We start from the raw sequence: 25,424 nt of genomic DNA, 5'->3' as shown, positions 1-25,424 counted from the left end.
TTTAGGGCCTGTCAGCAGCATGGCGGATGGAATTCCTAGAATCCTGCCCATGACCGAAGCCACCGCCACCCCCGAGATTCCCGACGGCCTGTTCGCCGACGACGCAGGCTGCCCGCGCTGCACCTGGTGCCAGGCCACGCCGGTGTACCGCCACTACCATGACCGCGAATGGGGTTTTCCGGTGGCGGACGATCGGCGCCTGTTCGAGAAGTTGTGCCTGGAAGGCTTCCAGTCGGGCCTGAGCTGGCTCACCATCCTGAACAAGCGCGAGGGATTTCGCGCTGCGTTCGCGCAGTTCGATGCCGAGCAGGTCGCAGAGTTCACTGACGCCGACGTGGAGCGCCTGGTGCAGGACGCAGCCATCGTGCGCCACCGGGGCAAGATCGTCTCGACCATCAACAACGCCAAGCGTGTGCTGGAGCTCAGGCAGGAATTCGGCTCGCTTGCGCGCTACGCCTGGCAGTACGAGCCCGCCGCTGGCGAGCGGCCCGAGCGCATCACGCGCGAGGTGGCGCGCACCTTCATCACCTCGCCAGGCTCCACCGCGATGTCCAAGGACCTCAAGAAGCGCGGCTGGAGCTTTGTCGGCCCCACCACCGTGTATGCCTTCATGCAGGCCATGGGCCTGGTCAACGACCACCTCGAAGGCTGCCATGCGCGCGAGAAGGCGCTCAAGGCGCGGGCGGATTTCACAGTGCCGGGGCGTTGACCAGGCCTGGCCAGCCGGGCAGCCTTTCCAGGGCCTGCAGCAACTGCCGGCCCGCCGCGTCCAGGCTGGTGTCGTTGCGCACCTCGATGCCGGCCGTGCCCGGTGGCGCCAGGAAGCGCAGCGCGCGCTGCACGCGCTGCTCCACTTCGTCAGAACTTTCCCGGCCGCGCAAAAGGATGCGCTGGCGCAGCACGTCCGGGCTGGCCGTGATGTGTACGGCCACCAGGGCCGGGTAGCGCTGCAGCGCCTCGGGCAGGTAGGCGCGTGATCCGTTCACCAGCAGCCAGCGGCCCTGGGCCAGTGGTGCCAGCTCGGCATGGCGCACGCCATAGGCCAGGCCGTTGGCCTCCCAGTGCAGGGCAAACGCGTCGGCGGCGCGCAGCGCGGCGTGGTCGTCGGGCGTGGTGCTTTCGTGCGCTTCGCCGCCGGGGCTGGCCGGGCGGCTGATGGTGCGCCGCGCCCACTGCACGGGCAGGCCGGCGGGCAGGTGCTGGCGCAGCCAGTCGAGCAGGCTGTCCTTGCCGGCGCCCGAGGGGCCCATGAAATACAGCAATTTCGCTGCGGTGCTCATGCGCCCAGCTCCAGGTGGTCCAGCAGCACGAAGTCGGCGCCCGGCGTGGGTTCGGCGAACAGGGCCAGGCTGCCAAAGCGCAGCGGCGGCAGGTCGGCAAAGAACTGGTCGGCGGCGTCCTGCACCAGCTCCACGGTCTCGTCATCCGCAGCCGCGAGCGAGCCGGTCAGCGACATGTGGAAGCGGAACTCCTCCAGCACGAAGGGGTAGCCCCACTGCTGCAGCAGTGCATCCTGCCGGGGTGTGAGCCCGGCGGCGCGGCGGCGCGCCAGGTCCCCTTCTGACAGCGCTGCCGCCAGCGGCTGCAGTTGCGTCACACAGGCAGCGGCTGCGGCCTGGATCTCGGCGTTGGCCGGGTGCGCGGCCACGGGCACCAGTGCGAGGAAATCGCCGATGCGCTCGACCTGCATTGGCGGCATGCTGAACGGCCGCAGCCCCTGGGCCAGCGTCTGCACGGCATGGTGCAGCGTGAGCCAGTCCACGCCCGGCGCCAGCGCAAACGGGGCCTTGAGCGTGGCATGCCAGCCGTAGCGGCGCGGGGCGGCGGTCAGCCGCTCCAGTTCTTCCCGGGCCACGCCGTGGATGTCCAGTGGCTGCATGGGCTGCAGCAGCGCGGCGCAGCGGCCCAGCCAGTGGCTGCCAGCGAGCCAGGCCAGGGTGCCGGGGTTGGGCGCGAAGTACACCGCATAGCGGTGGTGGGCGGCGGTGGGGGAGGGGGGGTTACTCGTCGTCATGGGTGATGGTGAGTTTGACGCGGTCGCCCGCAAACCAGGCGCGCGCCCATTCGATGGGCGTGCCGGCCAGGTCGACGTTCAGGCTCTCGACCAGCAGCACCGGGCGCGTGGCGGGCTGGCGCAGCTCGGCGGCCACGACAGCATCGGGCAGCTCGGCGGTGATGCGGCTCTCGCGCCGGGTGTAGTCGGCCACACCGTGCGCGGTGAAGCCGGCGGTGATGGAGCCGGTCTCGCGCACCACGGTGGCCAGGCCCTCGAAGCGGGGCAGGGGAAAGTAGCGCTCGCTCACGTGCAGCGGCTGGCCCTCGGCCTGGCCAATCACGCGCAACTGCAGCAGCGGGCTGCGGGCCGGCACCTGCAGGGCCTTGGCCAGCGCGGACGTGGCGCGCACCGTCTGCTCCTGCAGCACCACCAGGCTGCCGCGCAGGCCCGCCTGGGCCAGGCCCTGCTGGTGGCGCACGCGCTTGCCCAGCGCCAGGTCCACCGCGAAGTCCTCCACATAGGTGCCGCTGCCCTGCGTGATGCGCACCAGCCCCTGGCTGCACAGGCTGGCCAGCGAGCGGCGGATGGTGTGCCGGTTCACGCCGAACTGCTCGGCCAAGGCATGTTCCGAGGGCAGGCGCTGGCCCGGAGGGTAGATGCCGCTGCCGATGGCCTCGGCCAGTTCGGCGGCAATGCGGGTCCAGAAGCTGTCGCGTGCCGGGCGTGCCGTGCGTGCGGTAGGGGCGGGGTTGGCAAGAACTTGTGTGCTGGTGGTGGCTGTCATGAAACCTACATGCGCGCTGTCTAAGCTGGCGCCAGTTGTTCAATTTGTCTATACAACTTAAAGAGTACCACCTTCATGTTTCAAGCCTTTGACAACCCGGGCCCGGGCCGCCCGCTCTCGCGGGCGCACTGGATGGCGCTGCTGGCCCGTGCGCCCATAGACCTTCTGGAGCCCGCGCTGCACGACCACACCGCACTGCCCGCCCGCTGGCTGCGTGCCCCCGAAACCGGGCTGATGATGGTGCAGGGCCGCGCTGGCGGCACCGGCGAGCGCTTCAACCTGGGCGAGGTCACGGTCACCCGCTGCGCACTGCGCGTGGACGTGGATGGAGCCGATGGCGCCGAGCCCACCGTGGGTGTCGCCTACGTGCTCGGCCGCTCGCACCGCCAGGTGCAACTGGCCGCCCTGGCCGATGCACTGCTGCAGGACCCTGCGCGCCAGGCCGCGCTGGACGCCAGTCTGCTCGACCCCATCCGCCGCCACCTGGCCCAGGTGCAGTCCGAGCGCCAGGCCCGCACGGCCAGCACGCGGGTGGACTTTTTCACGGTGGCCCGCGAAAGCGGCAGCAACGACGGCAGCGACGAGGACCAGGAATGAGCGCGACCCCTACCACCTCCCTGTCCGCCCTGGGTGCGGGCTTCTCCAGCGAGGCCCTGGGCAGCCAGGGCGTGTTCCGCGCCGTGCTGCAGGCACTGTCGCAGCCAGGCGCCCCGGTCGCCATCGTGCACGACGCTGAAGTGCCCGCCACCGGGCACGCGGCCTCGGCCGCTGTGCTGCTGGCCCTGCTCGACAGCGAATGCACTCTGTGGCTTTCGCCCCGGCTGGCGGCCAGCCAGGCCGGCGTGTGGCTGCGCTTTCATACCGGCTGCGTGCTGGTCGATGCACCCGAACAGGCGCGCTTCGCCTGGGTGGCCGCAGGCGATGCCATGCCCGCCCTGGCCGGCCTGCAGTGCGGCAGCGACGAATACCCCGACCAGTCCGCCACCTGCGTGATCGACGTGGCGGTGCTGGCCCCGGCCCTGCACGGCGCGGGCGCCTGGCGCCTCACGGGCCCGGGTATCCGCGACGCGCAGCACCTGCACGTGGCCGGCCTGCCCGGTGACTTCGCTGCGCAGTGGGCCGACAACCACGGCGCCTTCCCGCGCGGGGTAGACGTGGTGCTGGCCACGGCCAGCCACATCGCCGGCCTGCCACGCACGACCTATATCGAACCATCCACCGTGGAGGCCTGAAGCGCATGTACGTTGCCGTCAAGGGCGGGGAAACCGCCATCCTCAACAGCTACCGCCTGCTGGCCGAGCAGCGCCGGGGCGATACTGCCGAGCCCGAACTCTCGGTGGCGCAGATCCGCGCGCAGCTCAAGCTCGCCGTGGACCGGGTGATGACCGAAGGCTCGGTGTACGACCCCGAGCTCGCGGCGCTGGCCATCAAGCAGGCTTCTGGCGATTTGGTCGAGGCCATCTTTTTGCTGCGCGCCTACCGCGCCACGCTGCCGCGCCTGGGCACCACCCGGCCGCTGGACACGGCGCGCATGGCGCTTACCCGGCGCATCTCTGCCACCTTCAAGGATCTGCCCGGCGGCCAGGTGCTCGGCCCCACCTACGACTACACCCAGCGCCTGCTTGACTTCACGCTGCTGGCCCGGGGCGATGCAGTGGCCGCTGCCGCAGCTCCCGCGCCCTTGGTCGATGCACCCGCCACCACGCCGCGCGTGGTGGACCTGCTCAACCAGGAAGGGCTGATCGAGACCCGCCCCATCCCCGAGGGCGACCCGGCCCCCGCCGACCTCACGCGCGAGCCGCTGCGCTTTCCGGCCAACCGCGCCACGCGGCTGCAGAACCTGGCGCGCGGCGATGAGGGCTTTCTGCTGGCCATGGCGTATTCAACGCAGCGCGGCTATGCGCACTCGCACCCCTTCGTGGGCGAGTTGCGCCTGGGCACGGTGGCGATGGAGATCGTCCCTGAAGAGCTGGGCTTTGCCATCTCCATCGGCGATATGGAAATCACCGAATGCGAGATGGTCAACCAGTTCGCGGGCAGCAAGCACCAGCCGCCGCAGTTCACGCGCGGCTATGGCCTGGCCTTCGGCCACAGCGAGCGCAAGGCCATGGCCATGAGCCTGGTGGACCGCGCCCTGCGCGCCGACGAGCTGGGCGAGCCGGTGGAGTCGCCCGCGCAGATGCAGGAGTTCGTGCTCTCGCACAGCGACAGCCTGGAAGCCTCGGGCTTCGTGCAGCACCTGAAGCTGCCGCACTACGTGGACTTCCAGTCCGAGCTGGAGCTGGTGCGCCGCATGCGCGCCGCTGCAGCGGCCAACCCCTCTGACGAAACCACCCTGGGAGACGACGCATGAACGCGCCCCACGAGCCCGCGCTGATGGGCCTGCCCGCCGATGCCGCGCCCACCGACGGGCACTTCAACTTCGCCTACCTGGACGAGCGCACCAAGCGCATGATCCGCCGGGCCATCCTCAAGGCCGTGGCCATCCCCGGCTACCAGGTGCCCTTCGGCTCGCGCGAGATGCCGCTGCCCTATGGCTGGGGCACGGGCGGCATCCAGGTCACGGCCGCCATCATCGGGCCGGACGATTGCCTCAAGGTCATCGACCAGGGCTCGGACGACACGGTCAACGCGGTCAACATCCGCCGCTTCTTCGAGCGCACCACGGGCGTGGCCACCACCACGCGCACCACCGAGGCGACGCTGATCCAGACGCGCCACCGCATCCCCGAGACCCCGCTGGCCGAAGGCCAGGTGCTCGTCTACCAGGTGCCGGTGCCCGAGCCCATGCAGCGCCTGGAGCCGCGCGAGACCGAGACGCGCACCCTGCACGGCCTGGCCGAGTACGGGCTGATGCACGTCAAGCTCTACGAAGACATTGCGCGCTACGGCCACATCGCCACCACGTACGACTACCCGGTGCTGGTCAACGGCCGCTACGTGATGGCGCCGTCGCCGATCCCCAAGTTCGACAACCCCAAGATGCACATGAACCCGGCGTTGCAGCTCTTTGGCGCAGGCCGCGAAAAGCGCATCTACGCCGTGCCGCCCTACACGCCGGTGGAAAGCCTGGGCTTCGAGGACCACCCCTTCGAGGTGCAGCGCTGGGACTGCGCCTGCGCCCTGTGCGGTGCCACCGACAGCTTTCTCGACGAGGTCATCACCGACGACCAGGGCACGCGCATGCACGTCTGTTCCGACTCGGACTACTGCCAGGAGCGCCAGGTTGCCGCAGCGGCAACGGTGTCCGAAGGGGCGCCCGCATGAGCACCGTGACCCTGCGCGAGGCCACCGAGGCCGACCTGGACGAAGTGCTGGCCCTGTACCAGGGCATCGAGGACAGCCCCGAGCAGGTACTCAGCCTGGCCGAGGCCAGGACCCTGCTGGCCCAGTTCCGCGCCTACCCGAGCTACCGTCTCTGGGTGGCCTGCGAGGGCGCCGAACCCGGTGCCGATGTGGTCGGCACCTATGCGCTGCTGGTCATGCACAACCTGGCCCACCGGGGCGCGCCTTCGGCCGTGGTCGAGGACGTGGTGGTTGCCGCCGACCGCAAGGGCCAGGGCATAGGCCGCCAGATGATGGCCCACGCCGTGCAGCAGGCGCGCGAGGCCGGTTGCTACAAGCTGGCCCTGTCGTCCCACCGCAAGCGCGCCGATGCGCATGCCTTCTATGAATCCCTGGGCTTTGCGCAGCACGGCCTCAGTTTCTCGATCGAGCCTTGACATGGACGCCACCCTTTCATCCCCCACCCCCCTGCTCAGCGTGCGCGGCATCAGCAAGCGCTATGGCCAGCGCGTGGCGCTGCAGGACGCCTCGTTTGACCTGTGGCCCGGCGAAGTGCTGGCCGTGGTCGGCGAGTCCGGCTCGGGCAAGTCCACCCTGCTCAACGCCGTGGCCGCACGCAGCCGGCCCGATGCGGGCAGTGTGCAGTTCCAGGGCCGCGATGGCAGCCTGCAGGACGTGCTCGGCATGAGCGAGGCGCAGCAGCGCCTCTTGGCCCGCACCGACTGGGGCTTCGTACACCAGAACGCGGCCGACGGCCTGCGCATGGACGTGTCGGCCGGCGCCAACGTGGGCGAGCGCCTCATGGGCCTGGGCGAGCGCCACTACGGCCGCCTGCGTGCCACCGCCACCGAATGGCTGCAGCGCGTGGAGATCGATGCCAGCCGCATCGACGACGCGCCGCGCGCTTTTTCCGGCGGCATGCGCCAGCGCCTGCAGATCGCGCGCAACCTGGTCACCCAGCCGCGCCTGGTGTTCATGGACGAACCCACCTCGGGCCTGGACGTCTCGGTGCAGGCGCGCCTCCTGGACCTGCTGCGCCAGCTCACGCGGCAGATGCAGCTGGCGGCCATCGTCGTCACCCATGACCTGGCTGTGGCCCGCCTGCTGGCGCACCGCATGGTGGTGATGCAGCGCGGCCGCGTGGTCGAGTCGGGCCTGACCGACCAGGTGCTCGACGACCCGCAGCACCCCTATACCCAGCTCCTCGTTTCCTCGGTACTGCAACCATGATGATGAACACCAACCTCCCCATCCTGGAGCTCAAGGGCGTGGCCAAGCGCTTCACCCTGCACCACCAGAACGGCATCGAGCTGCCCGTGCTCGGCAACGTGGACCTGACCGTCGGCGCGGGCGAATGCGTGGTGCTCGACGGCCCCTCGGGCATGGGCAAAAGCACGCTGCTGAAAATGATCTACGCCAACTACCGCGCCAACGCGGGCAGCATCACCGTGCAGCCCGCCAGCGGCCCGGCGGTGGACGTGACCCAGGCCAGCCCGCGCGCACTGGTGCAACTGCGCCGCGACACCGTGGGCTACGTGAGCCAGTTCCTGCGCGTGATCCCCCGCGTGAGCGCGCTCGACGTGGTGGCCGAACCCCTGGCCGAAGATGCGGGCGACGACGCCCACGCACTGGAAGCCGCGCGCGAGACCGCGCGCCAGTGGCTTACCCGCCTGAACATTCCCGAGCGCCTGTGGCACCTGCCGCCCGCCACCTTCTCGGGCGGCGAGCAGCAGCGCATCAACATCGCGCGCAACATGATCAAGCCCAAGCCCCTGCTGCTGCTCGACGAGCCCACGGCGTCGCTCGATGCGGCCAACACCGACACGGTGATCGCCCTGGTCCGGGAGGCAGTGGAGCGCGGCGCCGCGCTGGTCGGCATCTTCCACGACGCGCACGTGGGTGCCGCCGTCGCCACGCGCCGCGTGAACGTGGGTGACTTCCGCGGGGTGGCAGCATGAGCGCTGGCGTGGTCTTTCACAACGCCCGCATGGTGCTGCCCGGCGAGGTGGTGCAGGGCTCGCTCTCGGTGCAGGGCGGGCGCATCGACTCCCTGGCCTCGGGCGGCACCGCCGCGCTGCAGGGCATCGACCTCGGGGGCGACTACCTGCTGCCCGGTCTGGTGGAGGTGCACACCGACAACTTCGAGCGCCACCTGATGCCGCGCCCCAAGGTGCAGTGGGCCGAGATGCCGGCCCTGCTGGCACACGACGCCGAGATCGCAGCAGCGGGCATCACCACCGTGCTCGACGCGCTGGGCGTGGGCGAGGCCGACGTGGACAGCCTGCGCGGCAGCGCCTGGAACCGCGTGCTCGACACCATCGACACCTGCACCGAGCGCAACCTGCTGCGCGCCGACCACCACCTGCACGTGCGCTGCGAGCTGCCCGCGCCCAACACCATCGACCTGTTCGGCCCCTTCCACGGCCACCCGCGGCTGTCGCTGATCTCGCTGATGGACCACACCCCTGGCCAGCGCCAGTGGGAGAACATCGAGCAGGCGCGCACCTACTACACCGGCAAGAAGGGCTGGAGCAGCGAGAAGTTCGAGCGCCAGGTGCAGCATGCCACCACCCTGCAGGCCCAGTACGCCGAGCCGCACCGTGCCTACTTCGTGGACTACTGCCGCACCCACGGCATCGCCCTGGCCAGCCACGACGACACCACGGTGGCGCACGTCGAGCAGGCCCATGCCGAAGGCGCGGGCATGTCCGAGTTCCCGACCACGCTGGCGGCGGCAAAGGCCGCGCGCGAGCGCGGCCTGCTCACCGTGATGGGTGGGCCCAACGTGGTGCGCGGCGGCTCGCACTCGGGCAACGTGGCGGCGGCCGACCTGGCGCGCCAGGGCCTGCTGGACATCCTCTCGTCCGACTATGTGCCCGGCAGCCTGCTGAGCGCCGTGATGCGCCTGGTGCACGACGGCATCCTCACGCTGCCCGAGGCCGTGGCCACCGTCACGCGCAACCCGGCACGCGCGTCGGGCATGCAGGACCGGGGCGAGCTCACGCCCGGCCTGCGCGCCGACCTGGTCCAGGTGCACATGGCCGATCTGCCCGATGGCTCACAGCAGGCCGTGGTGCGCGGTGTCTGGCGCGAAGGGCAGCGCGTGCTCTGAACCTACCTTGACATGCAAATTTCCCGCAACTGTCAAAGCACTGTCACAGCCGCCTTCCACACTGCATTTGTATAGACGACTTGGAATCCGCCATGCCCATCGCCCTGCGTATCGAACAACTGAACAAGCACTTCGCCAACGGCAAGCACGCGCTGCGCGACATCGACCTCACGGTGCATGCCGGCGAGATGGTGGCGCTCATCGGCGCCTCGGGCTCGGGCAAGTCCACGCTGCTGCGCCATGTGGCCGGCCTGGTGGTGGCCGATGGCGACAGCCACTCGCTGATCGAGGTCGACGGCCGCTGCGTGCAGCAGGGCGGGCGCATCCACCGCGACATCCGCAAGGTGCGCTCGCAGGTGGGCTTCGTGTTCCAGCAGTTCAACCTGGTGGACCGCCTGCCCGTGATGATGAACGTGCTGGTGGGCATGCTGCACCGCACGCCGAAGTGGCGCGGCTGGCTGCGCGTGTTCCGCCCGCACGAGCGTGCCCTGGCACTCGAGGCGCTGGCCCGCGTGGGCATTGCAGACTGCCACGCGCAGCGTGCTTCCACCCTCTCGGGCGGGCAGCAGCAGCGCGCCGCCATTGCGCGCACCCTGGTGCAGGGCGCCAAGGTGGTGCTGGCCGACGAGCCCATCGCTTCGCTCGACCCCGAATCCTCGCGCAAGGTCATGGACATCCTGGCGCGCATCAACCGCGAGGACGGCAGCACCGTCGTCGTCTCGCTGCACCAGGTGGACGTGGCCATCAAGTACTGCCCCCGCGTGGTCGCCCTGCACCAGGGCCGGGTGGTGTACGACGGCCCCTCGGCCGCCCTCACACCGGCGCTGCTGCGCGAGCTCTATGGCGTGCAGGCCGATGAGATCCTGGGCGCCAGCCTGCCGCTGGCCGTGGTGCCTGCACCGGCGCAGCAGCCGGCTTCCGGCTGGGCAGCCCAGCCGCTGGCCCAGGCCGCCTGAAGTTCTCTGTCTTTTGCTTCCCTTTTCCCTACCGTTGTCACCTCTCTGGAGCCATCCATGATCAAGAAACTGTGCGCAGCCCTGGCCCTCGGCCTGGGCATGACCACGGGCGCCCTCGCCCAGGACATCAACTTCGGCATGATCTCGACCGAAGCCTCGCAAAACCTCAAGGCCGACTGGCAGCCCCTGCTGGACGACATGGCCAAGCAGACGGGCCTGAAGATCAATGCCTTTTTCGCCTCCGACTATGCCGGCCTCATCGAAGCCATGCGCTTCAACAAGATGCAGGTCGCATGGCTGGGCAACAAGTCGGCCATGGAGGCGGTGGACCGCGCCAATGGCGAAGTGTTTGCGCAGATGGTCAACGCCGATGGCACCCAGGGCTACTACTCGCACCTGATCGTGCACAAGGACAGCCCCCTGGCCACGCTGGACGACGTGCTCAAGAACGGCAAGTCGCTGAGCTTTGGCAACGGCGATCCCAACTCCACCTCGGGCTTCCTGGTGCCCGGCTACTACGCCTTTGCACAGAACAAGATCGACGCCAAGACCCATTTCAAGATTGCGCGCAGCGCCAACCACGAGACCAATGCCCTGGCCGTGGCCAACAAACAGGTCGACGTGGCCACCAACAACAGCGAAAACCTCGAGAAGATCAAGGAACGCCAGCCCGAGAAGTTCAAGGACATCAAGATAGTCTGGACCTCGCCGCTGATCGCGCTCGATCCGCTGGTGATGCGCAAGGACCTGCCCGAAGCCACCAAGGCCAAGATCAAGGACTTCTTCTACAACTACGCCAAGACCGATGCGCGCGAGAAAGAGATCGTCATGAAGATCTCCAAGCTCTCGGGTTTCAAGCCGTCGACCAATGCGCAGCTCATGCCCATCCGCCAGCTCGACCTGTTTGGCAAGCGCAACAAGATCGAGGCCGACGCCACCCTGGCCGATGGCGACAAGAAGACCCGCCTGGCCGAGATCGACCAGCAACTGGCCTCCCTGAAGTAAGCAAGTAAACAAGCACGCAACGCATCCGGCCAGCCCCCACCATGTCCTCTGCACTGACCCCCTCGCTCGCAACCCTGGCGAGCACCACTGCGCCCAAGCGCAGCCTCGCCTGGTACTTGTCCTGGGGCATCCTGCTGGTGGTGCTGGCCGCATCCTGGAAGGGCGCCGACATGCGCCCGCTCGATCTCATCAAGGATTCGGGCAACATGGCCCAGTACGCGGCCGAGTTCTTTCCGCCCAATTTCTCGCAGTGGCAGATCTACGTGCAGGAGATGCTGGTCACCCTGCAGATCGCGCTGTGGGGCACGGCGCTCGCGGTGGTCACCGCCGTGCCGTTGGCGCTGCTGGCCTCGTCCAACATCGCGCCCTGGTGGGTGAACCAGCCGGTGCGCCGCGTGCTCGACGCCTGCCGTGCCATCAACGAGATGGTGTTCGCCATGCTCTTCGTGGTGGCCGTGGGCCTGGGCCCGTTCGCCGGCGTGCTGGCGCTGTGGATCCACACCACCGGCACGCTGGCCAAGCTGTTCTCCGAGGCCGTGGAGGCCATCGACCCGCAGCCCGTGGAAGGCATCCGCTCCACGGGGGCGAGCGCCCTGCACGAGATCATCTACGGCGTGATCCCCCAGGTGATCCCGCTGTGGATCTCCTACACCCTCTACCGCTTCGAGGCCAACGTGCGCTCTGCCTCGGTGGTGGGCATGGTGGGGGCCGGTGGCATCGGCGTGGTGCTGTGGGAGATCATCCGCGGCTTCCAGTACGCCGAGACCTGCGCGGTGATGCTCATCATCGTGGTCACCGTGAGCCTGATCGACCTAGTGTCGGCGCGCATCCGCAAGACCATGATCTGAGGCTTCCCATGGCATTGACCCAGCACGACATCGCCCTGCTGCTCACCGAGCGCGGCCAGAAGCAGTATGGCCGCGAGGCCGTGAGCCAGCTCGACCACGCGCTGCAATGCGCCCACCTGGCCGAGGAGGCCGGCGAGACCCCCGCCACCGTCGTCGCGGCCCTGTTGCACGACCTGGGCCACCTGCTGGCCCCCGCCGCAGCAGAGCACGAGGCCCGTGCACCGCGCCACGACGACCTGCACCAGTACGTGGCCCTGCCGTTCCTGCGCGGCGTGCTGCCCGAGGCGGTGCTGGAGCCCATCCGCATGCACGTCGATGCCAAGCGCTACCTGTGCGCGGTGGACGCCGACTACTGGGCCTCGCTCTCGCCCGCGTCGCAGCACAGCCTGGAGCTGCAGGGCGGCGCCTACGGCCTGGTCGAGTGCGCCCGGTTTGCCGAGCAGGCCTTTGCGCAGGAGGCCATCCGCCTGCGCCGCTACGACGACCTGGCCAAGGTGCCCGGCCGCGCCACGCCGCCGCTGCCGCACTACCTGGCGCTGATGGAGCAGGTGGCGGCCGGCTGATTCAAGCAGCCTTGTCGTTCATCCATTTCAGGTCCAGCGGCCGGTCCTCGAACTCGGTGTTCAGCACCACGGTGCTGGTGGTGCGGGCCACGCCCGCAATGGCCTTGATCTCGTAGATCACGTCTTCCAGCGCACGTGCATGCGTGGTGCGGATCTTGGCCAGGAAGTCGTACTCGCCCGCCACGCTGTGCAGCTCTTCCACCTGGGGCATGGCGCGCAGGCGCGGCGCCACGTCGCGGCAGTGGATGCCGCCATCGTTGCGGATGGCGACGAAGGCCGTGAAGTTCAGCCCCACGCGCTCATGGTCCACGCTGATCGAGAAGCGGCGGATCACGCCCTTGTCCAGCATCTTCTTCACACGTTCATGCACGGCAGCGGTCGAGAGGCCCACTTCGGCCCCGACGTCGGCGTAAGAACGTCGGCCATCAGTGCCCAAGGCAGAAATAATTCTGGCGTCTATCTCATCTGTCTGAATATTTGCTTGCATAAGCGCATGAATTTGGTAAAAATTCCGAAATCCCTGTGATTTCCATAAATTTTCCGGTCAGGTGAAGAATATGCCGACATTTTTCAATGCGCAAGCAGGCAAGCACCGTGTGTGGGCTATCGCCATCGCCCTGTTGCTGGTCTACGTGGTCTGGGGCACGACCTATTTCGCCATCGGCATCGCCGTGCAGACCATGCCGCCGCTGCTGATGAACGCCATCCGCTTCCTGTGCGCGGGCGCCATCATGCTGGCGGTGGCGCTGTGGCAGGGCCATGCCATGCCCACGGCGGTGCAGTGGCGCAACTCGGCCGTGGTCGGCGGGTGCATGGTCTTCCTGGCGATGAACCTCATGGGCTTTGCGCAGAAGATGGGCATCGGCTCGGGCCTGATGGCCACGGTGGTCACTACCATGCCCATGTGGCTGGCGCTGTGGTCGCGCTGGGGTGGCGAGCGTGTGCCCGCCACCAGCTGGATCGGCCTGGGCCTGGGCGTGTTGGGGGCGCTGCTGCTGGCGATGGAGGGCGATTTCTCGGCCACCTGGCTGGGCGCGCTGCTGGCCTTCGGCGCGCCGCTGTGCTGGAGCATTGGCTCCTACGCCTCGCGCAAGCTGAGCCTGCCGGCGCCGGCCATGGCCTCGGCCGCGCAGTGGTTCACGGGCGGGGCCATGGGCCTGGTGGTGGCGCTGTGCTTCGAGCCGGTCAGTGCACTCGGCCAGGTCAGTGCGAAGTCCTGGGCGGCCTGGGTGTACCTGCTGTTCTTCGGCACGCTGGTGGCGCTCAATGCCTACCTGTGGCTGCTGCAGAACACTTCGGCTGCGCTGGCCGGCAGCTATTCGTTCGTGAACCCCGCCGTGGCCCTGCTGGTGGGCGTGGCACTGGGCGGCGAGCTGCTCACGGGCTGGGTGTATGCCGCGCTGCCGCTGATCGGTGCGGCGCTGGTGTTCATCCTTTACGGCAAGGCGCTCATGGAACGTTGGAGGCGCCGTGCGCCAGCCGCGCTGGAAAGCGGCGCAGGCCAGGCGGGATAGGGCTTGTTGAGAGGCCCTGTGCGCCCTGTGCGGTCATGCGTCGGGCACCACGGCCGTGGCTTCGATCTCGATCCTGGCGCGCTCTTCCATCAGGCCGGCCACCTGCACGCAGGCCATGGCCGGGAAGTTCTTGCCCAGCACCTCGCGGTAGACCACGCCCAGCTCCTTGAGGCGGGCGTTGTACTCGTTGCGGTCCACCACGTACCAGGTCAGGCGCACCAGGTGTTCGGGGCCGGCGCCGCCGGCTTCGAGCACGGCGCGCACGTTGAGCAGGGTCTGGCGCGTCTGGGCGATGAAGTCATCGCTCTCGAACTGCTGCTCGGCATTCCAGCCGATCTGGCCGCCGGTGAAGATCATCGTGCCGCGCGCGGCCACGCCGTTGGCGTAGCCCTTGGGGGTGACCCAGCCAGGGGGTTGCAAGTGGGTGTTCATGGTGTCGTGTTCGATGAGGGGGTGGCTGCTGCCGCAGCGGCTTCGCGCTGGCGCAGCCGAAAGCGCTGGAGTTTGCCGGTTTCCGTACGCGGCAGTGTGGTGGCGAATTCCACCAGGCGCGGGTATTTGAAGGGGGCGATGGTGGCCTTCACGTGGTCCTGCAGTGCCTTGGCCATGGCGGCATCGCCTGTGTGGCCGGGCTTGAGCACGCAGTAGGCCTTGACCACCATGCCGCGCTCTTCGTCGGGCACGCCGATCACCGCGCATTCGGCCACGGCCGGGTGGCGCAGCAGGGCGTCTTCCACCTCGGGGCCGCCGACGTTGTAGCCAGCGGTGATGATCATGTCGTCATCGCGTGCCTGGTAGAAGAAGTAGCCGTCCGCGTCCTGCACGAAGGCGTCGCCCGGGTAGTTCCAGCCGTTCTTCACGTACTTGGCCTGGCGCGGGTCGTCGAGGTAGCGGCAGCCCGTGGGGCCGACCACGGCGAGCTTGCCCACCGTGCCGCGCGGCAGTTCCTTGCCCTGGCCGTCGACCACCTTGGCCTGGTAGCCCGGCACCACCTTGCCGATGGCACCCGCACGGCTCTCGCCGCCCGCGGCCGAGATGAAGATGTGGAACATCTCCGTGGCGCCGATGCCGTCGGTCATGTCGATGCCCGTGGCCTCCTTCCACAGCTCGCGGGTGGCGTCGGGCAGGGCCTCCCCCGCGCTCACGCTGGTGCGCAGCGTGGGCAGGCCCAGCTGGCGCGCGAACGGCGCCATCTGCCGGTAGAAGGTGGGTGCGGTGTAGCAAATGGTCACGCTGGCGTCGTTCATCAGGCGCACCATGGTCTCCGGCGTGTAGGGCTGGTCGGGGAAGTAGATGCTGGCGCCGGCCCACATCGGGAACAGCAGCAACCCGCCGAGCCCGAAGGTGAAGGCCAGCGGTGGCGAGCCGGCCACGATGTCGTCGGGCCGGGCGCGCAGCACGTGGCGCGGCCAGGCCTCGCAGGCGGCGAGCACGTCGCGGTGCGTGTGCACGGCCGCCTTGGGCGCGCCCGTGGTGCCCGATGTGAAGGCCATCAACGCCACGTCGTCGGCCGAGGTCGGGCAGGCCGGCAGGGTGCCCGGCATGGCCTGCGCGCCCACCAGCAGGTCGCCTGCATCGGGCGCGGTGTGGAAAGGGATGACGGTGGCCAGCGCCGGGTGATCAGCCTGCGCGGACTGCAGCTCGGCCAGCAGCCGGCCGTCGCACAGCGCCAGCGTGGGCTGGGCCCGCTCGATGATGCTGCCCAGCTCCACCGCGCGCAGCAGCGGCATGGTGGCCACCGCCACCAGCCCGGCGTGCACCACGCCCAGCCAGGCCAGCGCCATCTCCACGGTGTTGCCGCCACGCAGCAGCACGCGGTTGCCGGGCACCAGGCCATGCTCTTTCGTCAGCAGCTCCGCAATGCGCGCGGCCTCGGCGCGCGCCTCTCGGTAGCTGTAGCTGCGGTGCGGGCCGCGCAGCAGGGGGCGGTCGCCATGGCCGGCGCGCTCGGCCTGCTCGAACAGGGCATGCACCAGGTTGGCCTGGTCGGCGATCTGCAGCTCGGGTGTGTCGTAGTTGAACGTGGGCAGGGCCTCGCGTGTGGGCAGGCGGTCGTGCACGAAATGGTCGGGCTGGGCGCTGGGGTGGGCCATGGGGGGATCCTTCCTTGTGGCTGCGGGTCAGGATGCCTGCAGGGCGGCCTTGCCGATGATGAGCTGCTGCACCTCGGTCGCGCCTTCGTAGATGCGCAGCGAGCGGATGTCGCGGTACAGGCTTTCCACCTTGCTGCCCACCTCCACACCGCGCCCGCCGTGCAGCTGCAGCGCCATGTCGATCACGCGGTGGGCGTTCTCGGTGGCGGTCATCTTGGCCATGGCCGCCTCGGCGGTGACACGCGTGCCGCCGTGCTTTTCGCCCTCGTCGCGCAGCCAGGCGGCGCGGTAGGTCAGCAACGCGGCGCTGTCCACCAGCGCCGCCATCTCGCCGATGCGTGCCTGCGTGAGCTGGAAGTCCGCCAGCGTCTGACCGAACATCTTGCGCTGGCGCGCATGGTGCACGGCCTCGGCCAGTGCCCGGCGTGCCATGCCCAGGGCCGCAGCGGCTACGGACGCGCGGAAGATGTCCAGCGTGCGCATGGCCAACTTGAAGCCGCCGTTCAGCTCGCCCAGCAGGGCCGTGGCGGGCACCTGGCAGTCCGAGAAGACCAGCGTGGCCAGGGGGTGCGGGGCCATCACATGGATGTGCTTCGACATGTCGAGGCCCTTGGCCGTGGCATCGACGATGAAGGCGCTGATGCCGCGCGTGCCGCCGTCCGGCTCAGTCTTGGCGAAAACGCAGTAGAAGTCGGCGATGCCGCCGTTGCTGATCCAGGTCTTGCTGCCGTTGAGGGCGTAGGCGCCACCGGATGCCGGCAGCGCCGTGGTGCGCATGGCGCCTACATCCGATCCGGCCTCGGGCTCGCTCAGCGCAAAGGCCGCGATCAGCTGGCCGCTGGCCACGCCCTGCAGGTAGTGCGCCTGCTGGGCGGGGCTGCCGGCCAGGGTGATGGCGCCGCTGCCCAGGCCCTGCATGGCAAAAGCGAAGTCCGCCAGGGGCGAGTGGTAGGCCAGGGTTTCGCGCAGCAGCACCAGCGCGCGCGAGTCCAGCGCAGGCAGGGCGCCGCCGTGCGCTGCGGGCACGCAGTAGCGCAGCCAGCCGCCTGCGCCCAGGCGCTGGACCCAGTCACGGCAAGCGGCGCGGTCGTCGGTTTCGTCCACGTCCTGTGCGGCGGCCCAGGGCACCAGGCCGCGCGCCAGTTCGCGGTGCGCGTCGTCGAAGAAGGGCAGGGCCAGGTGGGCCGTCGAGGGTGGGCAGGGGGCAGGTGGGGTGGCGATGTGCATGGATCAGTCCCCCTGGAACATGGGCTTCTGTTTGGCCGCAAAGGCCTCGTAGGCGCGGCGGAAGTCCTGGGTCTGCATGCAGATGGCCTGGGCCTGGGCCTCGGCCTCGATGGCCTGGTCGATGGTCATGGCCCATTCCTGGCCCAGCATGGTCTTGGTCATGCCATGGGCAAAGGTGGGGCCGCTGGCCAGCGCACGCGCCGTCTCCTGCACCTCTCGCAACAGGTCGGCAGCGTCGTACAGGCCGTTGAAGAAGCCCCAGGCCAGGCCTTCCTGGGCCGTCATGGAACGGCCCGTGAACAGCAGTTCCGAAGCACGGCCCTGGCCGATGAGGCGCGGCAGCAGGGCGCAGGCGCCCATGTCGGCCCCGGCCAGGCCCACCCGGGTGAACAGGAAAGCCGTCTTGGCCGCTGCCGTGCCGTAGCGCATGTCGCAGGCCAACGCCATCATGGCGCCCGCACCGGCGCATATGCCGTCGATGGCGCCCAGGATGGGCTGCGGGCAGGCGCGCATGGCCTTGACCAGGTCGCCCGTCATGCGCGTGAACTCCAGCAGCTCGGGCATGCTCATCTCGGTCAGCGGGCCGATGATCTCGTGCACGTCGCCGCCCGAGCAGAAGTTGCCGCCCGCGCCGGTGACCACCACGCACTTCACGTCGGTGGCAAAGCGCAGTGCGTAGAAGAAGTCGCGCAGCTCCGCATAGCTCTGGAAGGTGAGCGGGTTCTTGCGCTCGGGCCGGTTCAGCGTGACCGTGCCCACGCCGTCGGCAAAGCTCCAGGCGAAGTGCCGGGCGGTGTAGGGCGCCTTGGCCTCAAATTGTGAGCGCATGGGGTTGCCCGCGCTGATGTTGTGCTTCATTGCTCTGTCTCCACGGGGTGTTGTTGGGTGTGTTCCTTGACCTTGCCCAGCAAGCGGTGCAGGGTGGCGATGTCGCGCTCGCCCAGCGAGGCGAAGGCCTCGACGATCCACTGCTCGTGCTGGCGGGCCATGTCGTTGAACTGCTGGCGGCCCTGGGGCGTCAGGCGCACGCAGTAGGCGCGGCGGTCGCCCTCCACATCCACGCGCTCGACCAGGCCTTCGGCCACGAGCTGGTCGGTGATGCCGGTGACGTTGCCGCTGGTCACCATCATGCGGCGCGACAGGTCCTTCATCTTCAGGCCGTCGGGCGCGCGCTCGAGCTGCGCCATCAGGTCGAAGCGCGGCAGCGTGGTGTCGAACTGGGCGCGCAGGCCGGCGCGCACCTGCTTTTCGATCAGTTGCGTGCAGGTCAGCATGCGCAGCCACAGGCGCAGGGCCTCCGGGTGCTCGCTCGGCGCGGCGCCGTGCAATCGGGCTTCGAGGTCCATGGCCTAGCCCTCTTCCTCGGGGGAGCCGCGCTTTTGCTGCGCCTCCAAGGCGGCCTGCATCTGCTTTTGCTTGCCGATCTCGCGCAGCATCTGGTCGCGGCCGCTCTGGTACTGCACGGGCCAGTCGGTGTGCGCGGCGGCCACGGGGCTCAGCTGGGCTGCTGCGTGCAGCGTCCAGGCCGGGTCGGCCAGGTGTGGGCGGGCGATGGCACACAGGTCGGCACGGCCGGCCGCGATGATGCTGTTGGCGTGGTCGGCCTCGGTGATCGCGCCCACGGCCATGGTGGCTATGTCCACCTCGTTGCGGATGCGGTCGGCAAACGGTGTCTGGTACATGCGTCCGTAGACCGGCTTGGCGCTGCGCGTGGTCTGGCCGGAAGACACGTCGATCAGGTCGCACCCCGCCGCCTTGAACAGGCGCGCGATCTCCACCGCATCGTCGGGCGTGGTGCCGCCGGGCGCCCAGTCGTGGGCCGAGATGCGCACGCTCATGGGCTTGTCCGCCGGCCACACGGCGCGCAGCGCGGTGAACACTTCCAGCGGGTAGCGGCAGCGGTTGGCGAGGCTGCCGCCGTATTCGTCCGTGCGCTGGTTGGTGATGGGGCTGATGAAGCTGGCCAGCAGGTAGCCGTGGGCGCAGTGCAGCTCCAGCCAGTCGAAGCCGCAGGCGGCGGCGCGGCGCGCGCTGTCGGTGAAGGCCGCGGTCATCGCATCCATGGCCTCGCGGGCCATGGCCGTGGGGGGCTGGTTCTGGTCGCCATAGGGCAGGGGGCTGGCGGCCAGCAGCGGCCAGTTGCCTTGTTCGAGAGGCTCGTCGGTGCCTTCCCAGCCCACACGGGTGGATCCCTTGGGGCCGCTGTGGCCCAGTTGCATGCCGATTTTGGCGCTGCTGCTGCCATGCACGAACTGCACGATGCGCGTGAACGCAGCCTGCTGGTCGTCGTTCCACAGGCCCGTGCAGCCCGGTGTGATACGGCCCTCGGGGGTGGGGCTGGTCATCTCCACCATCACCATCGCCGCACCGCCCAGGGCGCGCGCGCCCAGGTGCACCAGCAAAAAGTCCTGCGGCACGCCGTCGACCGCGCTGTAGGTGGCCATGGGCGAGACTACGATGCGGTTCTTGAGCGTGAGATCCCGCAATTTGAACGGTGTCAGCATGGGCGGCACCGCGGTCTTGCCGCCCGCCAGCCACGCCTCGTACCCCTCCAGCCACTGCGCATCACGCAGGCGCAGGTTTTCGTGGCTGATGCGCTGGCTGCGCGTGAGCAGCGAGTAGGCGAACTGCTCCACCTGCATGCCGGTGTAGCGCGTCACGTTCTCGAACCACTCGGTGGAGTTGCGCGCCGCGTTCTGGATCTTGAGCACCTCCACACTGCGGCGCGTTTCGTAGTGCTGCAACACCTCATTGACGGGCAGACCGGTGGCGAACTCGTTGGCCAGGTCGATGGCGTCTTCGAGCGCCAGCTTGGTGCCGCTGCCGATCGAGAAGTGCGCCGTGTGCGCCGCATCGCCCATCAGCACGATGGGCACCTGCTTGCCACCGATGGCCTCGCGGTGCACCCAGGTTTTGCAGATCACGCGCGGAAAGCGGATCCAGTTGGCCGAACCGCGCAGGTGCGTGGCGTTGCTGATGAGGGCATTGCCATCCAGGTACTTGCCGAACAGGCGCTCGCAAAAGGCAATCGCCTCGGGCTGCTCCATCTGGTCCAGGCCATGGGCCTTCCACACGGCTTCGGGCGTCTCCACGATGAAGGTGGAGGTGTCGGCGTCGAACTGGTACGCATGCGCCTGGAACCAGCCATGATCTGTCTGCTCGAAAGCAAAGGTAAAAGCGTCGAACTTCTTGTGCGTGCCCAGCCAGACGAAACGGCACTGGCGCAGGTCGATATCGGGCTGGTAGGTGGTGGTGTAGCGCGTGCGGATGCGGCTGTTCAGGCCGTCGCTGGCAATCACCAGGTCGGCGTTGTACTTCGCGGCGGCCTCCTGGTCGTCCTGCACGTCGGCTTCGAACACCAGGTCCACCCCCACCGCGATGCAGCGCTCCTGCAGGATGTTGAGCAGCCGCTTGCGTCCGATGCCGCAGAACCCGTGCCCGCCCGAGCGCACGCTGCGGCCCTTGAAGAACACCTCGATATCGTCCCAGTGGTTGAACGCATCGCCGATCTGGCGCGCCGTGGCGGCATCGGCCGCCTGCAGGTTGGCCAGCGTCTGGTCCGAGAGCACCACGCCCCAGCCAAAGGTGTCGAACGGGCGGTTGCGCTCCAGCACCGTCACGCGGTGCGCCGGGTTCTGCTGTTTCATGAGCAGGGCGAAATACAGACCTGCGGGGCCGCCGCCAATGCAAAGGATGTTCATGGGAAAATAGTTTAGGCTTAAACAAAATACTGTCAATGGGGCCATCCCGAAAAAGCGTTTGGGCGACCTTTGCGATCCAGGTGGGGTGTTGACGCACTGCAGCACAGGGCCAAGAATGGTTGGCATGAAGCACCTGCTGCACGCTCTGGAAGGGCGGTTGGCTGCGTTGCCCGTGCCCATGGCGGTCCAGCTGCCTGCGGGCCGGCAACTGGGCGCCAGCAAGCCCGCCGTCACCTTGCGGTTTCGCGACCGCATGGCTCTCGTCGCCCTTGCAACGGGCGAGATCGGCAACGTGGGCGCCGCCATCGTCGAGGGCCGCGTGGCACTCGAAGGTGGCATGCGCGACCTGATGGCCGCTGCGGCCGGCCTGCTCACCCGCGACCCCGCGCACGGGCAGCAGCACCGATGGTGGCACCGCGCGCTGGCGCGGGCCCGTTCCATGGCCGCGCACACCCTGGGGCATGACGCCCGGCATATCCAGTTCCACTACGACCTGTCCGACGACTTCTATGCCCTGTGGCTGGACGAGCGGCGCGTGTACTCCTGCGCCTACTACCAGGGCGCCACCATGGAACTGGGCCAGGCGCAAGAGGCCAAGCTCGACCACATCTGCCGCAAGCTGCGCCTGGCACCCGGCGAGCGCTTCCTGGACATCGGCGCCGGCTGGGGCGGCCTGCTGCTGTGGGCGGCCGAGCACTATGGCGTGGACGCCACGGGCATCACCCTCTCGCGCCACCAGCACGCGCACGTGCAGCGCCTGATCGAAGAGCGCGGCCTGCAGGGCCGAGTGCGCATGGAGCTGCGCGACTACCGCGAGCTGCAGCCCCGTGAACCCTTCGACAAGATTGCATCCGTCGGCATGTTCGAGCACGTGGGCCGCGCGCAGATGGGCCGCTACTTCGACACCGTGCACCGCCTGCTGCGCCCAGGCGGCCTGCTGCTCAACCACGGCATCACCGCTGGCGCGGTGGGCAACACCCAATTGGGCGCCGGCATGGGCGACTTCATCGAGGCGTACATCTTTCCCGGTGGCGAGTTGCTGCACGTGAGCGTGGTGCTGGCGGACATGGCCCGCGCTGGCCTGGAAATGGTGGACACCGAGAACCTGCGCCCGCACTACGCGCGCACCCTGTGGGCGTGGTCCGACAGGCTGGAGGCGCAACTGCCTGCGGCGCGCGAGGTGCTGGCCGCACAGGGCGGGGCCGGGCGGGGCGATAAAGTACTGCGTGCGTACCGCCTGTACCTTGCCGGGAGCGCCCTCGGGTTCGAGCGCGGCTGGATGGCCCTGCACCAGATGCTGGCCATACGGCCCGACGGGGATACGGCAACGGGCACCATGCCCGGCGCACAATCGGACTACCCGTTCACGCGGGAGTACATCTACAAGAACTAGATGACATCACAGGCAACCAGGCAACTGCGACAACCATAGCCAACCCGAGAGACCACAGCACACCATGCTCTACAAATTCAAGTCCAAAGCCGCCGCCGACCTGATCATGCTCGAACCCCAGGGCCGCCAGATCCTGGAAATCATCGGCAAGGCCCCTGGCAGCAGCGGCATCGTGACCGCCGCGCAGATCCCCGGTGCGATCTCGGCACTGGAGGCTGCGGTGGCCTCCAGCGAAGCCCAGCCGCCGGCCCCAGAGGGCCAGGACGCGGAGGATGAGGACGAGCAAGGCGCCCGCGCCGATACGGTGAAGCTGCGCCAGCGCGCAGCGCCGTTCATCGAGATGCTGCGCAAGAGCGCGGCGGAGAAGGCGGACGTGGTCTGGGGGGTGTGACCCGTCTCGGCAGCAGGATGCCACGACCACAAGAAGAAGGCCCGCTTGCGCGGGCCTTGTGCATTTCGCAGGCCTGTTGTGCCGCCAGGCCTGCTGGTAGCCGCCCCTTGATGGCTGCGGTGGTCAGGTTCAGTCCACCTTCGCCCCCGACGCCTTCACCACCTGCGCCCACTTCTTGTGTTCGGCGTCGATGTGCTTGGCGAATTCGGCGGGTGTGTTGCCACCGGGGATCGCGCCCTGCGCCACCAGCCGCTCCTTCATCGCCGGTGAGGCCAGAGACTTGGCGACTTCCTGCTGGATGCGGTTCACGATCTCGGGCGGGGTGCCGGCAGGGGCGAGCAGTCCGAACCAGGAACTGGCCTCGAAGCCCTTGAGCGTGGGGCCGCCGGCCTGCTCCACCGTGGGCACGTCGGGCAGGGCGCTGGAGCGCTGGCTGCTGGTCACGGCCAGGGCGGTGAGTTTGCCGCCCTTGATCTGTGCCATGGACGACGGCAGGTTGTCGAACATCACGTCGGCATTGCCGCCCACCAGGTCCATCAGCGCGGGGCCGGAGCCGCGGTAGGGCAGGTGCAGCATGAAGGTGCCGGTCATGCTCTTGAACAGCTCGCCCGCGAGGTGGATGGAGGTGCCGTTGCCGCTCGATGCCATGTTGAACTTGCCCGGGCTGGCCTTGGCGACGCGGATGAAATCCTGCACGTTGGCGATGCCCAGGGACTTGGCCTTGTCGACGTTCATCACCATCACGTTGGGCACGGCGGCGACCAGGGTGATGGGCACGAAGTCCTTGATGGGGTCGTAGGGCAGCTTGGCGTACAGCGCGCGGTTGATGCCGTGCGTGCCCACGGTGCCCATGAGCAGGGTGTAGCCATCGGCCGGGGCCTTGGCCACGATCTCGGCGCCCACATTGCCGCCGGCGCCGGCCCGGTTGTCCACCACGAACTGCTGGCCGAACGCGCGGGACAGGTCGGGGGTCAGCGCACGGGCCAGGATGTCGGTGGTGCCGCCGGGCGCAAAGGGCACGACGATGCGCACGGGCTTGTTGGGCCAGCCGCTGGCGGTGGCCTGGGCGTGGGCAGCGCGGGGCAGCAGCAGGGCGCTGGCGGTGGCCACGGCCAGGGCGCCGAGCGCGCTCAGCGTGAAGGCCATGGCGATGGCCTTGCGGCGGTTGCGGGCCTGGACCTTGGTGGCTATTGCGGTGTTGCTTGGCAGGGGGCGGGGGGCTTGCTGGGCCATGAGGTGCGTCCTTGTCTGTCGTGTCGAATGGTATGCCCCTGTTCTACGCGCGCGTCTGCATTGGGGGCAGATGGATTACCCGCAGATCGACGCTCCAATGCGACACCCGATGGACCCGGCGCCACACCCTGTCAGGCGCCCGAAGGCGCAAAAAAGCCACCAGGCCCGGGGGCGTGGTGGCTTCGTCGCAGTGTTGTGTACGCGGTCTTGCGTGGCCAGGCTGTCGATCAGTCGGCGTAGGTGCCAGCCGCCTTGATGACGGCAGTCCACTTGTCGATTTCGGACACCACGAACTTCTTGTGCTCGGCAGGTTCCACGCGCTTGTCGGTCACGACCACGGCGCCCAGGCCTTCCTGCTTCTTGATGAATTCAGGGTCCTTCAGTGCCACCTTGAGTGCGTCGTTGATCTTCTTGACGACGTCAGGTGGCGTGCCCTTGGGGCCGTACAGGCCGTGCCAGATGGTCACTTCGAAGTTCTTCAGGCCCGACTCGGCCAGCGTGGGCAGGTCCTTGAGCAGAGGGGTGGTCAGGCGCTTGGGCGTGGTCACGGCATAGGCCTTGACCTTCTTCGATTCGATCTGGCCCGAGGTGTTGGTGGTCTGGTCGCACAGCAGGTCGATCTGGCCGCCGATCAGGTCGGTGATGGCAGGCGCCGTGCCCTTGTAGGGAACGGGCGTCATGTCGATCTGCACGGCGCTCTGGAACATCAGGCCGCACAGGTGCGAGGCAGAACCCAGCCCGGCGTTGCCCAGGTTGATCTTGCCCTTGTTCTGTGCGAGCCAGGCCGACAGCTCCTTGTAGTTGTTCGCCGCCATGGTGGGGCGTGCGATCAGCGTCATGGGCACGTCGTTGACCATGCCCAGGTATTCGAAGTCGTTGGGCACGCTGAAGGCCAGCTTGCGGTACAGCGCAGGCATGGTGGACATGCCGATGTGGTTGAGCAGCAGGGTGTAACCGTCCGGTGCAGCGCGGGCGACGCGGGCGGCGCCGATGGAGCTGCCGGCGCCGGCGGTGTTGTCCACCACCACGTTGGCGCCCAGCGGCTTGCGCAGGGCTTCGGCCAGGTCACGCGCCACGCGGTCGGTGGGGCCGCCGGCAGCGAAGGGCACCACGATGGTGACCGTCTTGTCCTTGGATGGATATTCCTGCGCGGTGGCGCCGAATGCGGCGGCTGCCGCTGCGGCGACAAGGGCGAGTTGGATCAGTTTTTTCATGAGTGCTCCTCTGTAAAAGACGGGCCATGATATCCAGCGACCCTTTCGCCAGTATTGCGGGAATTACGTACCATGCGGGGGGTAGTGACTTTAAGCAAAAGAGGCTTCA

General features: G+C 68.5%; 28 protein-coding genes. 16 read left to right on the top strand and 12 right to left on the bottom strand.

All coding sequences use genetic code 11. From position 1 onward, the window contains the following. Window positions 1-49: 49 nt before the first annotated feature. Window positions 50-709: a DNA-3-methyladenine glycosylase I gene (locus ACSQ9E_RS26525; RefSeq protein WP_436219614.1), complete on the top strand. Its 660-nt coding sequence runs from the start codon at window positions 50-52 to the stop codon at window positions 707-709. Here the strand turns inward: ACSQ9E_RS26525 and phnN are convergent. Genes phnN through phnF form a run of 3 tightly spaced genes read right to left on the bottom strand, consistent with a single transcriptional unit; the run spans window position 690 to window position 2,780 of the window. Then, a complete protein-coding gene (phnN, locus tag ACSQ9E_RS26520) occupies window positions 690-1,280 on the bottom strand; it encodes a phosphonate metabolism protein/1,5-bisphosphokinase (PRPP-forming) PhnN (protein WP_436219613.1) in 591 nt (196 codons plus the stop codon). The two genes, ACSQ9E_RS26525 and phnN, sit on opposite strands and share 20 nt — an antisense overlap. Further along, entirely contained in the window at window positions 1,277-2,014 is a 738-nt protein-coding gene (locus ACSQ9E_RS26515; protein ID WP_436219612.1) for a DUF1045 domain-containing protein, read from the bottom strand. Before ACSQ9E_RS26515 ends, phnN begins: the two co-directional genes overlap by 4 nt. Beyond that, a complete protein-coding gene (gene phnF / locus ACSQ9E_RS26510; RefSeq protein WP_436219611.1) occupies window positions 2,001-2,780 on the bottom strand; it encodes a phosphonate metabolism transcriptional regulator PhnF in 780 nt (259 codons plus the stop codon). The genes ACSQ9E_RS26515 and phnF overlap by 14 nt, the downstream gene beginning before the upstream one ends. Window positions 2,781-2,855: 75 nt before the next feature. Here phnF and phnG point away from each other — a divergent pair, with 75 nt between their 5' ends. The 12 genes from phnG to ACSQ9E_RS26450 all read left to right on the top strand — a co-directional run bounded on the left by phnG (window position 2,856) and on the right by ACSQ9E_RS26450 (window position 12,549). Next, complete coding sequence (phnG, locus tag ACSQ9E_RS26505) at window positions 2,856-3,377, top strand: phosphonate C-P lyase system protein PhnG (protein WP_436219610.1); 522 nt, start codon at window positions 2,856-2,858, stop codon at window positions 3,375-3,377. Further along, entirely contained in the window at window positions 3,374-4,012 is a 639-nt protein-coding gene (gene phnH, locus ACSQ9E_RS26500; RefSeq protein ID WP_436219609.1) for a phosphonate C-P lyase system protein PhnH, read from the top strand. The genes phnG and phnH overlap by 4 nt, the downstream gene beginning before the upstream one ends. A gap of 5 nt (window positions 4,013-4,017) precedes the next feature. Continuing rightward, window positions 4,018-5,133: a carbon-phosphorus lyase complex subunit PhnI gene (locus tag ACSQ9E_RS26495; protein ID WP_436219608.1), complete on the top strand. Its 1,116-nt coding sequence runs from the start codon at window positions 4,018-4,020 to the stop codon at window positions 5,131-5,133. Then, window positions 5,130-6,047 carry an alpha-D-ribose 1-methylphosphonate 5-phosphate C-P-lyase PhnJ gene (locus ACSQ9E_RS26490; RefSeq protein WP_428002692.1) on the top strand — a complete coding sequence of 306 codons (918 nt, stop codon included), beginning with the start codon at window positions 5,130-5,132 and terminating at the stop codon, window positions 6,045-6,047. The genes ACSQ9E_RS26495 and ACSQ9E_RS26490 overlap by 4 nt, the downstream gene beginning before the upstream one ends. Next, window positions 6,044-6,502 carry an N-acetyltransferase family protein gene (locus ACSQ9E_RS26485; RefSeq protein WP_428002691.1) on the top strand — a complete coding sequence of 153 codons (459 nt, stop codon included), beginning with the start codon at window positions 6,044-6,046 and terminating at the stop codon, window positions 6,500-6,502. Before ACSQ9E_RS26490 ends, ACSQ9E_RS26485 begins: the two co-directional genes overlap by 4 nt. Before the next feature lies 1 nt (window position 6,503). Then, window positions 6,504-7,295, top strand: a complete 792-nt coding sequence (gene phnK / locus ACSQ9E_RS26480; protein WP_057199862.1) for a phosphonate C-P lyase system protein PhnK — start codon at window positions 6,504-6,506, stop codon at window positions 7,293-7,295. Then, window positions 7,292-8,023, top strand: a complete 732-nt coding sequence (gene phnL / locus ACSQ9E_RS26475) for a phosphonate C-P lyase system protein PhnL (protein WP_057199863.1) — start codon at window positions 7,292-7,294, stop codon at window positions 8,021-8,023. Before phnK ends, phnL begins: the two co-directional genes overlap by 4 nt. Beyond that, window positions 8,020-9,177 (top strand): alpha-D-ribose 1-methylphosphonate 5-triphosphate diphosphatase, encoded by a 1,158-nt coding sequence (locus tag ACSQ9E_RS26470; protein WP_436176564.1) that lies wholly within the window; start codon window positions 8,020-8,022, stop codon window positions 9,175-9,177. Before phnL ends, ACSQ9E_RS26470 begins: the two co-directional genes overlap by 4 nt. Window positions 9,178-9,269: 92 nt before the next feature. Then, window positions 9,270-10,133 carry a phosphonate ABC transporter ATP-binding protein gene (phnC, locus tag ACSQ9E_RS26465; RefSeq protein ID WP_057200223.1) on the top strand — a complete coding sequence of 288 codons (864 nt, stop codon included), beginning with the start codon at window positions 9,270-9,272 and terminating at the stop codon, window positions 10,131-10,133. 57 nt (window positions 10,134-10,190) lie between these two features. Beyond that, window positions 10,191-11,138, top strand: a complete 948-nt coding sequence (phnD, locus tag ACSQ9E_RS26460) for a phosphonate ABC transporter substrate-binding protein (RefSeq protein ID WP_436219607.1) — start codon at window positions 10,191-10,193, stop codon at window positions 11,136-11,138. 41 nt (window positions 11,139-11,179) lie between these two features. Then, the gene (gene phnE / locus ACSQ9E_RS26455) at window positions 11,180-11,986 is read left to right on the top strand and encodes a phosphonate ABC transporter, permease protein PhnE (RefSeq protein WP_057266500.1); all 807 of its coding nucleotides are present in this window, start codon (window positions 11,180-11,182) and stop codon (window positions 11,984-11,986) included. An 8-nt stretch (window positions 11,987-11,994) separates the two neighbouring features. After that, complete coding sequence (locus tag ACSQ9E_RS26450; protein WP_436219606.1) at window positions 11,995-12,549, top strand: phosphonate degradation HD-domain oxygenase; 555 nt, start codon at window positions 11,995-11,997, stop codon at window positions 12,547-12,549. A 1-nt stretch (window position 12,550) separates the two neighbouring features. Here ACSQ9E_RS26450 and ACSQ9E_RS26445 read toward each other — a convergent pair whose 3' ends face one another. Then, window positions 12,551-13,036, bottom strand: a complete 486-nt coding sequence (locus ACSQ9E_RS26445) for an Lrp/AsnC family transcriptional regulator (RefSeq protein ID WP_436219605.1) — start codon at window positions 13,034-13,036, stop codon at window positions 12,551-12,553. A gap of 70 nt (window positions 13,037-13,106) precedes the next feature. Here ACSQ9E_RS26445 and ACSQ9E_RS26440 point away from each other — a divergent pair, with 70 nt between their 5' ends. Beyond that, window positions 13,107-14,063 (top strand): EamA family transporter, encoded by a 957-nt coding sequence (locus ACSQ9E_RS26440; protein ID WP_436219604.1) that lies wholly within the window; start codon window positions 13,107-13,109, stop codon window positions 14,061-14,063. A 33-nt stretch (window positions 14,064-14,096) separates the two neighbouring features. On the opposite strand, the gene ACSQ9E_RS26435 is transcribed toward ACSQ9E_RS26440, so the two are convergent. From ACSQ9E_RS26435 to ACSQ9E_RS26410, 6 genes are read right to left on the bottom strand one after another with little or no spacing between them, the layout of a single operon-like run. Beyond that, entirely contained in the window at window positions 14,097-14,495 is a 399-nt protein-coding gene (locus ACSQ9E_RS26435) for a RidA family protein (protein WP_436219603.1), read from the bottom strand. After that, complete coding sequence (locus tag ACSQ9E_RS26430) at window positions 14,492-16,156, bottom strand: AMP-binding protein (protein ID WP_436219602.1); 1,665 nt, start codon at window positions 16,154-16,156, stop codon at window positions 14,492-14,494. Before ACSQ9E_RS26430 ends, ACSQ9E_RS26435 begins: the two co-directional genes overlap by 4 nt. Window positions 16,157-16,183: 27 nt before the next feature. After that, window positions 16,184-17,383: an acyl-CoA dehydrogenase family protein gene (locus ACSQ9E_RS26425; RefSeq protein WP_436219601.1), complete on the bottom strand. Its 1,200-nt coding sequence runs from the start codon at window positions 17,381-17,383 to the stop codon at window positions 16,184-16,186. Window positions 17,384-17,386: 3 nt separating this feature from the next. Continuing rightward, window positions 17,387-18,241, bottom strand: a complete 855-nt coding sequence (locus ACSQ9E_RS26420) for an enoyl-CoA hydratase family protein (RefSeq protein WP_436219600.1) — start codon at window positions 18,239-18,241, stop codon at window positions 17,387-17,389. Beyond that, window positions 18,238-18,729 carry a MarR family winged helix-turn-helix transcriptional regulator gene (locus tag ACSQ9E_RS26415; RefSeq protein WP_436219599.1) on the bottom strand — a complete coding sequence of 164 codons (492 nt, stop codon included), beginning with the start codon at window positions 18,727-18,729 and terminating at the stop codon, window positions 18,238-18,240. The genes ACSQ9E_RS26420 and ACSQ9E_RS26415 overlap by 4 nt, the downstream gene beginning before the upstream one ends. Before the next feature lie 3 nt (window positions 18,730-18,732). Beyond that, the gene (locus ACSQ9E_RS26410; RefSeq protein WP_436219598.1) at window positions 18,733-21,084 is read right to left on the bottom strand and encodes a bifunctional salicylyl-CoA 5-hydroxylase/oxidoreductase; all 2,352 of its coding nucleotides are present in this window, start codon (window positions 21,082-21,084) and stop codon (window positions 18,733-18,735) included. Window positions 21,085-21,208: 124 nt separating this feature from the next. On the opposite strand from ACSQ9E_RS26410, the gene ACSQ9E_RS26405 reads away from it, so the two are divergent. Then, the gene (locus tag ACSQ9E_RS26405) at window positions 21,209-22,477 is read left to right on the top strand and encodes a class I SAM-dependent methyltransferase (protein WP_436219597.1); all 1,269 of its coding nucleotides are present in this window, start codon (window positions 21,209-21,211) and stop codon (window positions 22,475-22,477) included. A gap of 64 nt (window positions 22,478-22,541) precedes the next feature. Beyond that, entirely contained in the window at window positions 22,542-22,868 is a 327-nt protein-coding gene (locus ACSQ9E_RS26400; protein WP_057266491.1) for a DUF1840 domain-containing protein, read from the top strand. A 129-nt stretch (window positions 22,869-22,997) separates the two neighbouring features. Here the strand turns inward: ACSQ9E_RS26400 and ACSQ9E_RS26395 are convergent, their stop codons facing one another. Continuing rightward, window positions 22,998-24,014 (bottom strand): Bug family tripartite tricarboxylate transporter substrate binding protein, encoded by a 1,017-nt coding sequence (locus ACSQ9E_RS26395; RefSeq protein ID WP_157421931.1) that lies wholly within the window; start codon window positions 24,012-24,014, stop codon window positions 22,998-23,000. Between the two features lie 314 nt (window positions 24,015-24,328). Continuing rightward, on the bottom strand, window positions 24,329-25,315 hold the full coding sequence (locus ACSQ9E_RS26390) for a tripartite tricarboxylate transporter substrate-binding protein (protein ID WP_057199884.1): 987 nt from the start codon (window positions 25,313-25,315) through the stop codon (window positions 24,329-24,331). Between the last annotated feature and the right edge of the window lie 109 nt (window positions 25,316-25,424).

The sequence above is a fragment of the Acidovorax sp. LjRoot118 genome (assembly GCF_964253575.1).
In the GTDB taxonomy this organism is placed as follows: Bacteria; Pseudomonadota; Gammaproteobacteria; order Burkholderiales; family Burkholderiaceae_C; genus Acidovorax.
The sequence above is the reverse complement of the archived record's forward strand: the minus strand, read 5'-3'. Positions and strand labels throughout refer to the sequence as shown.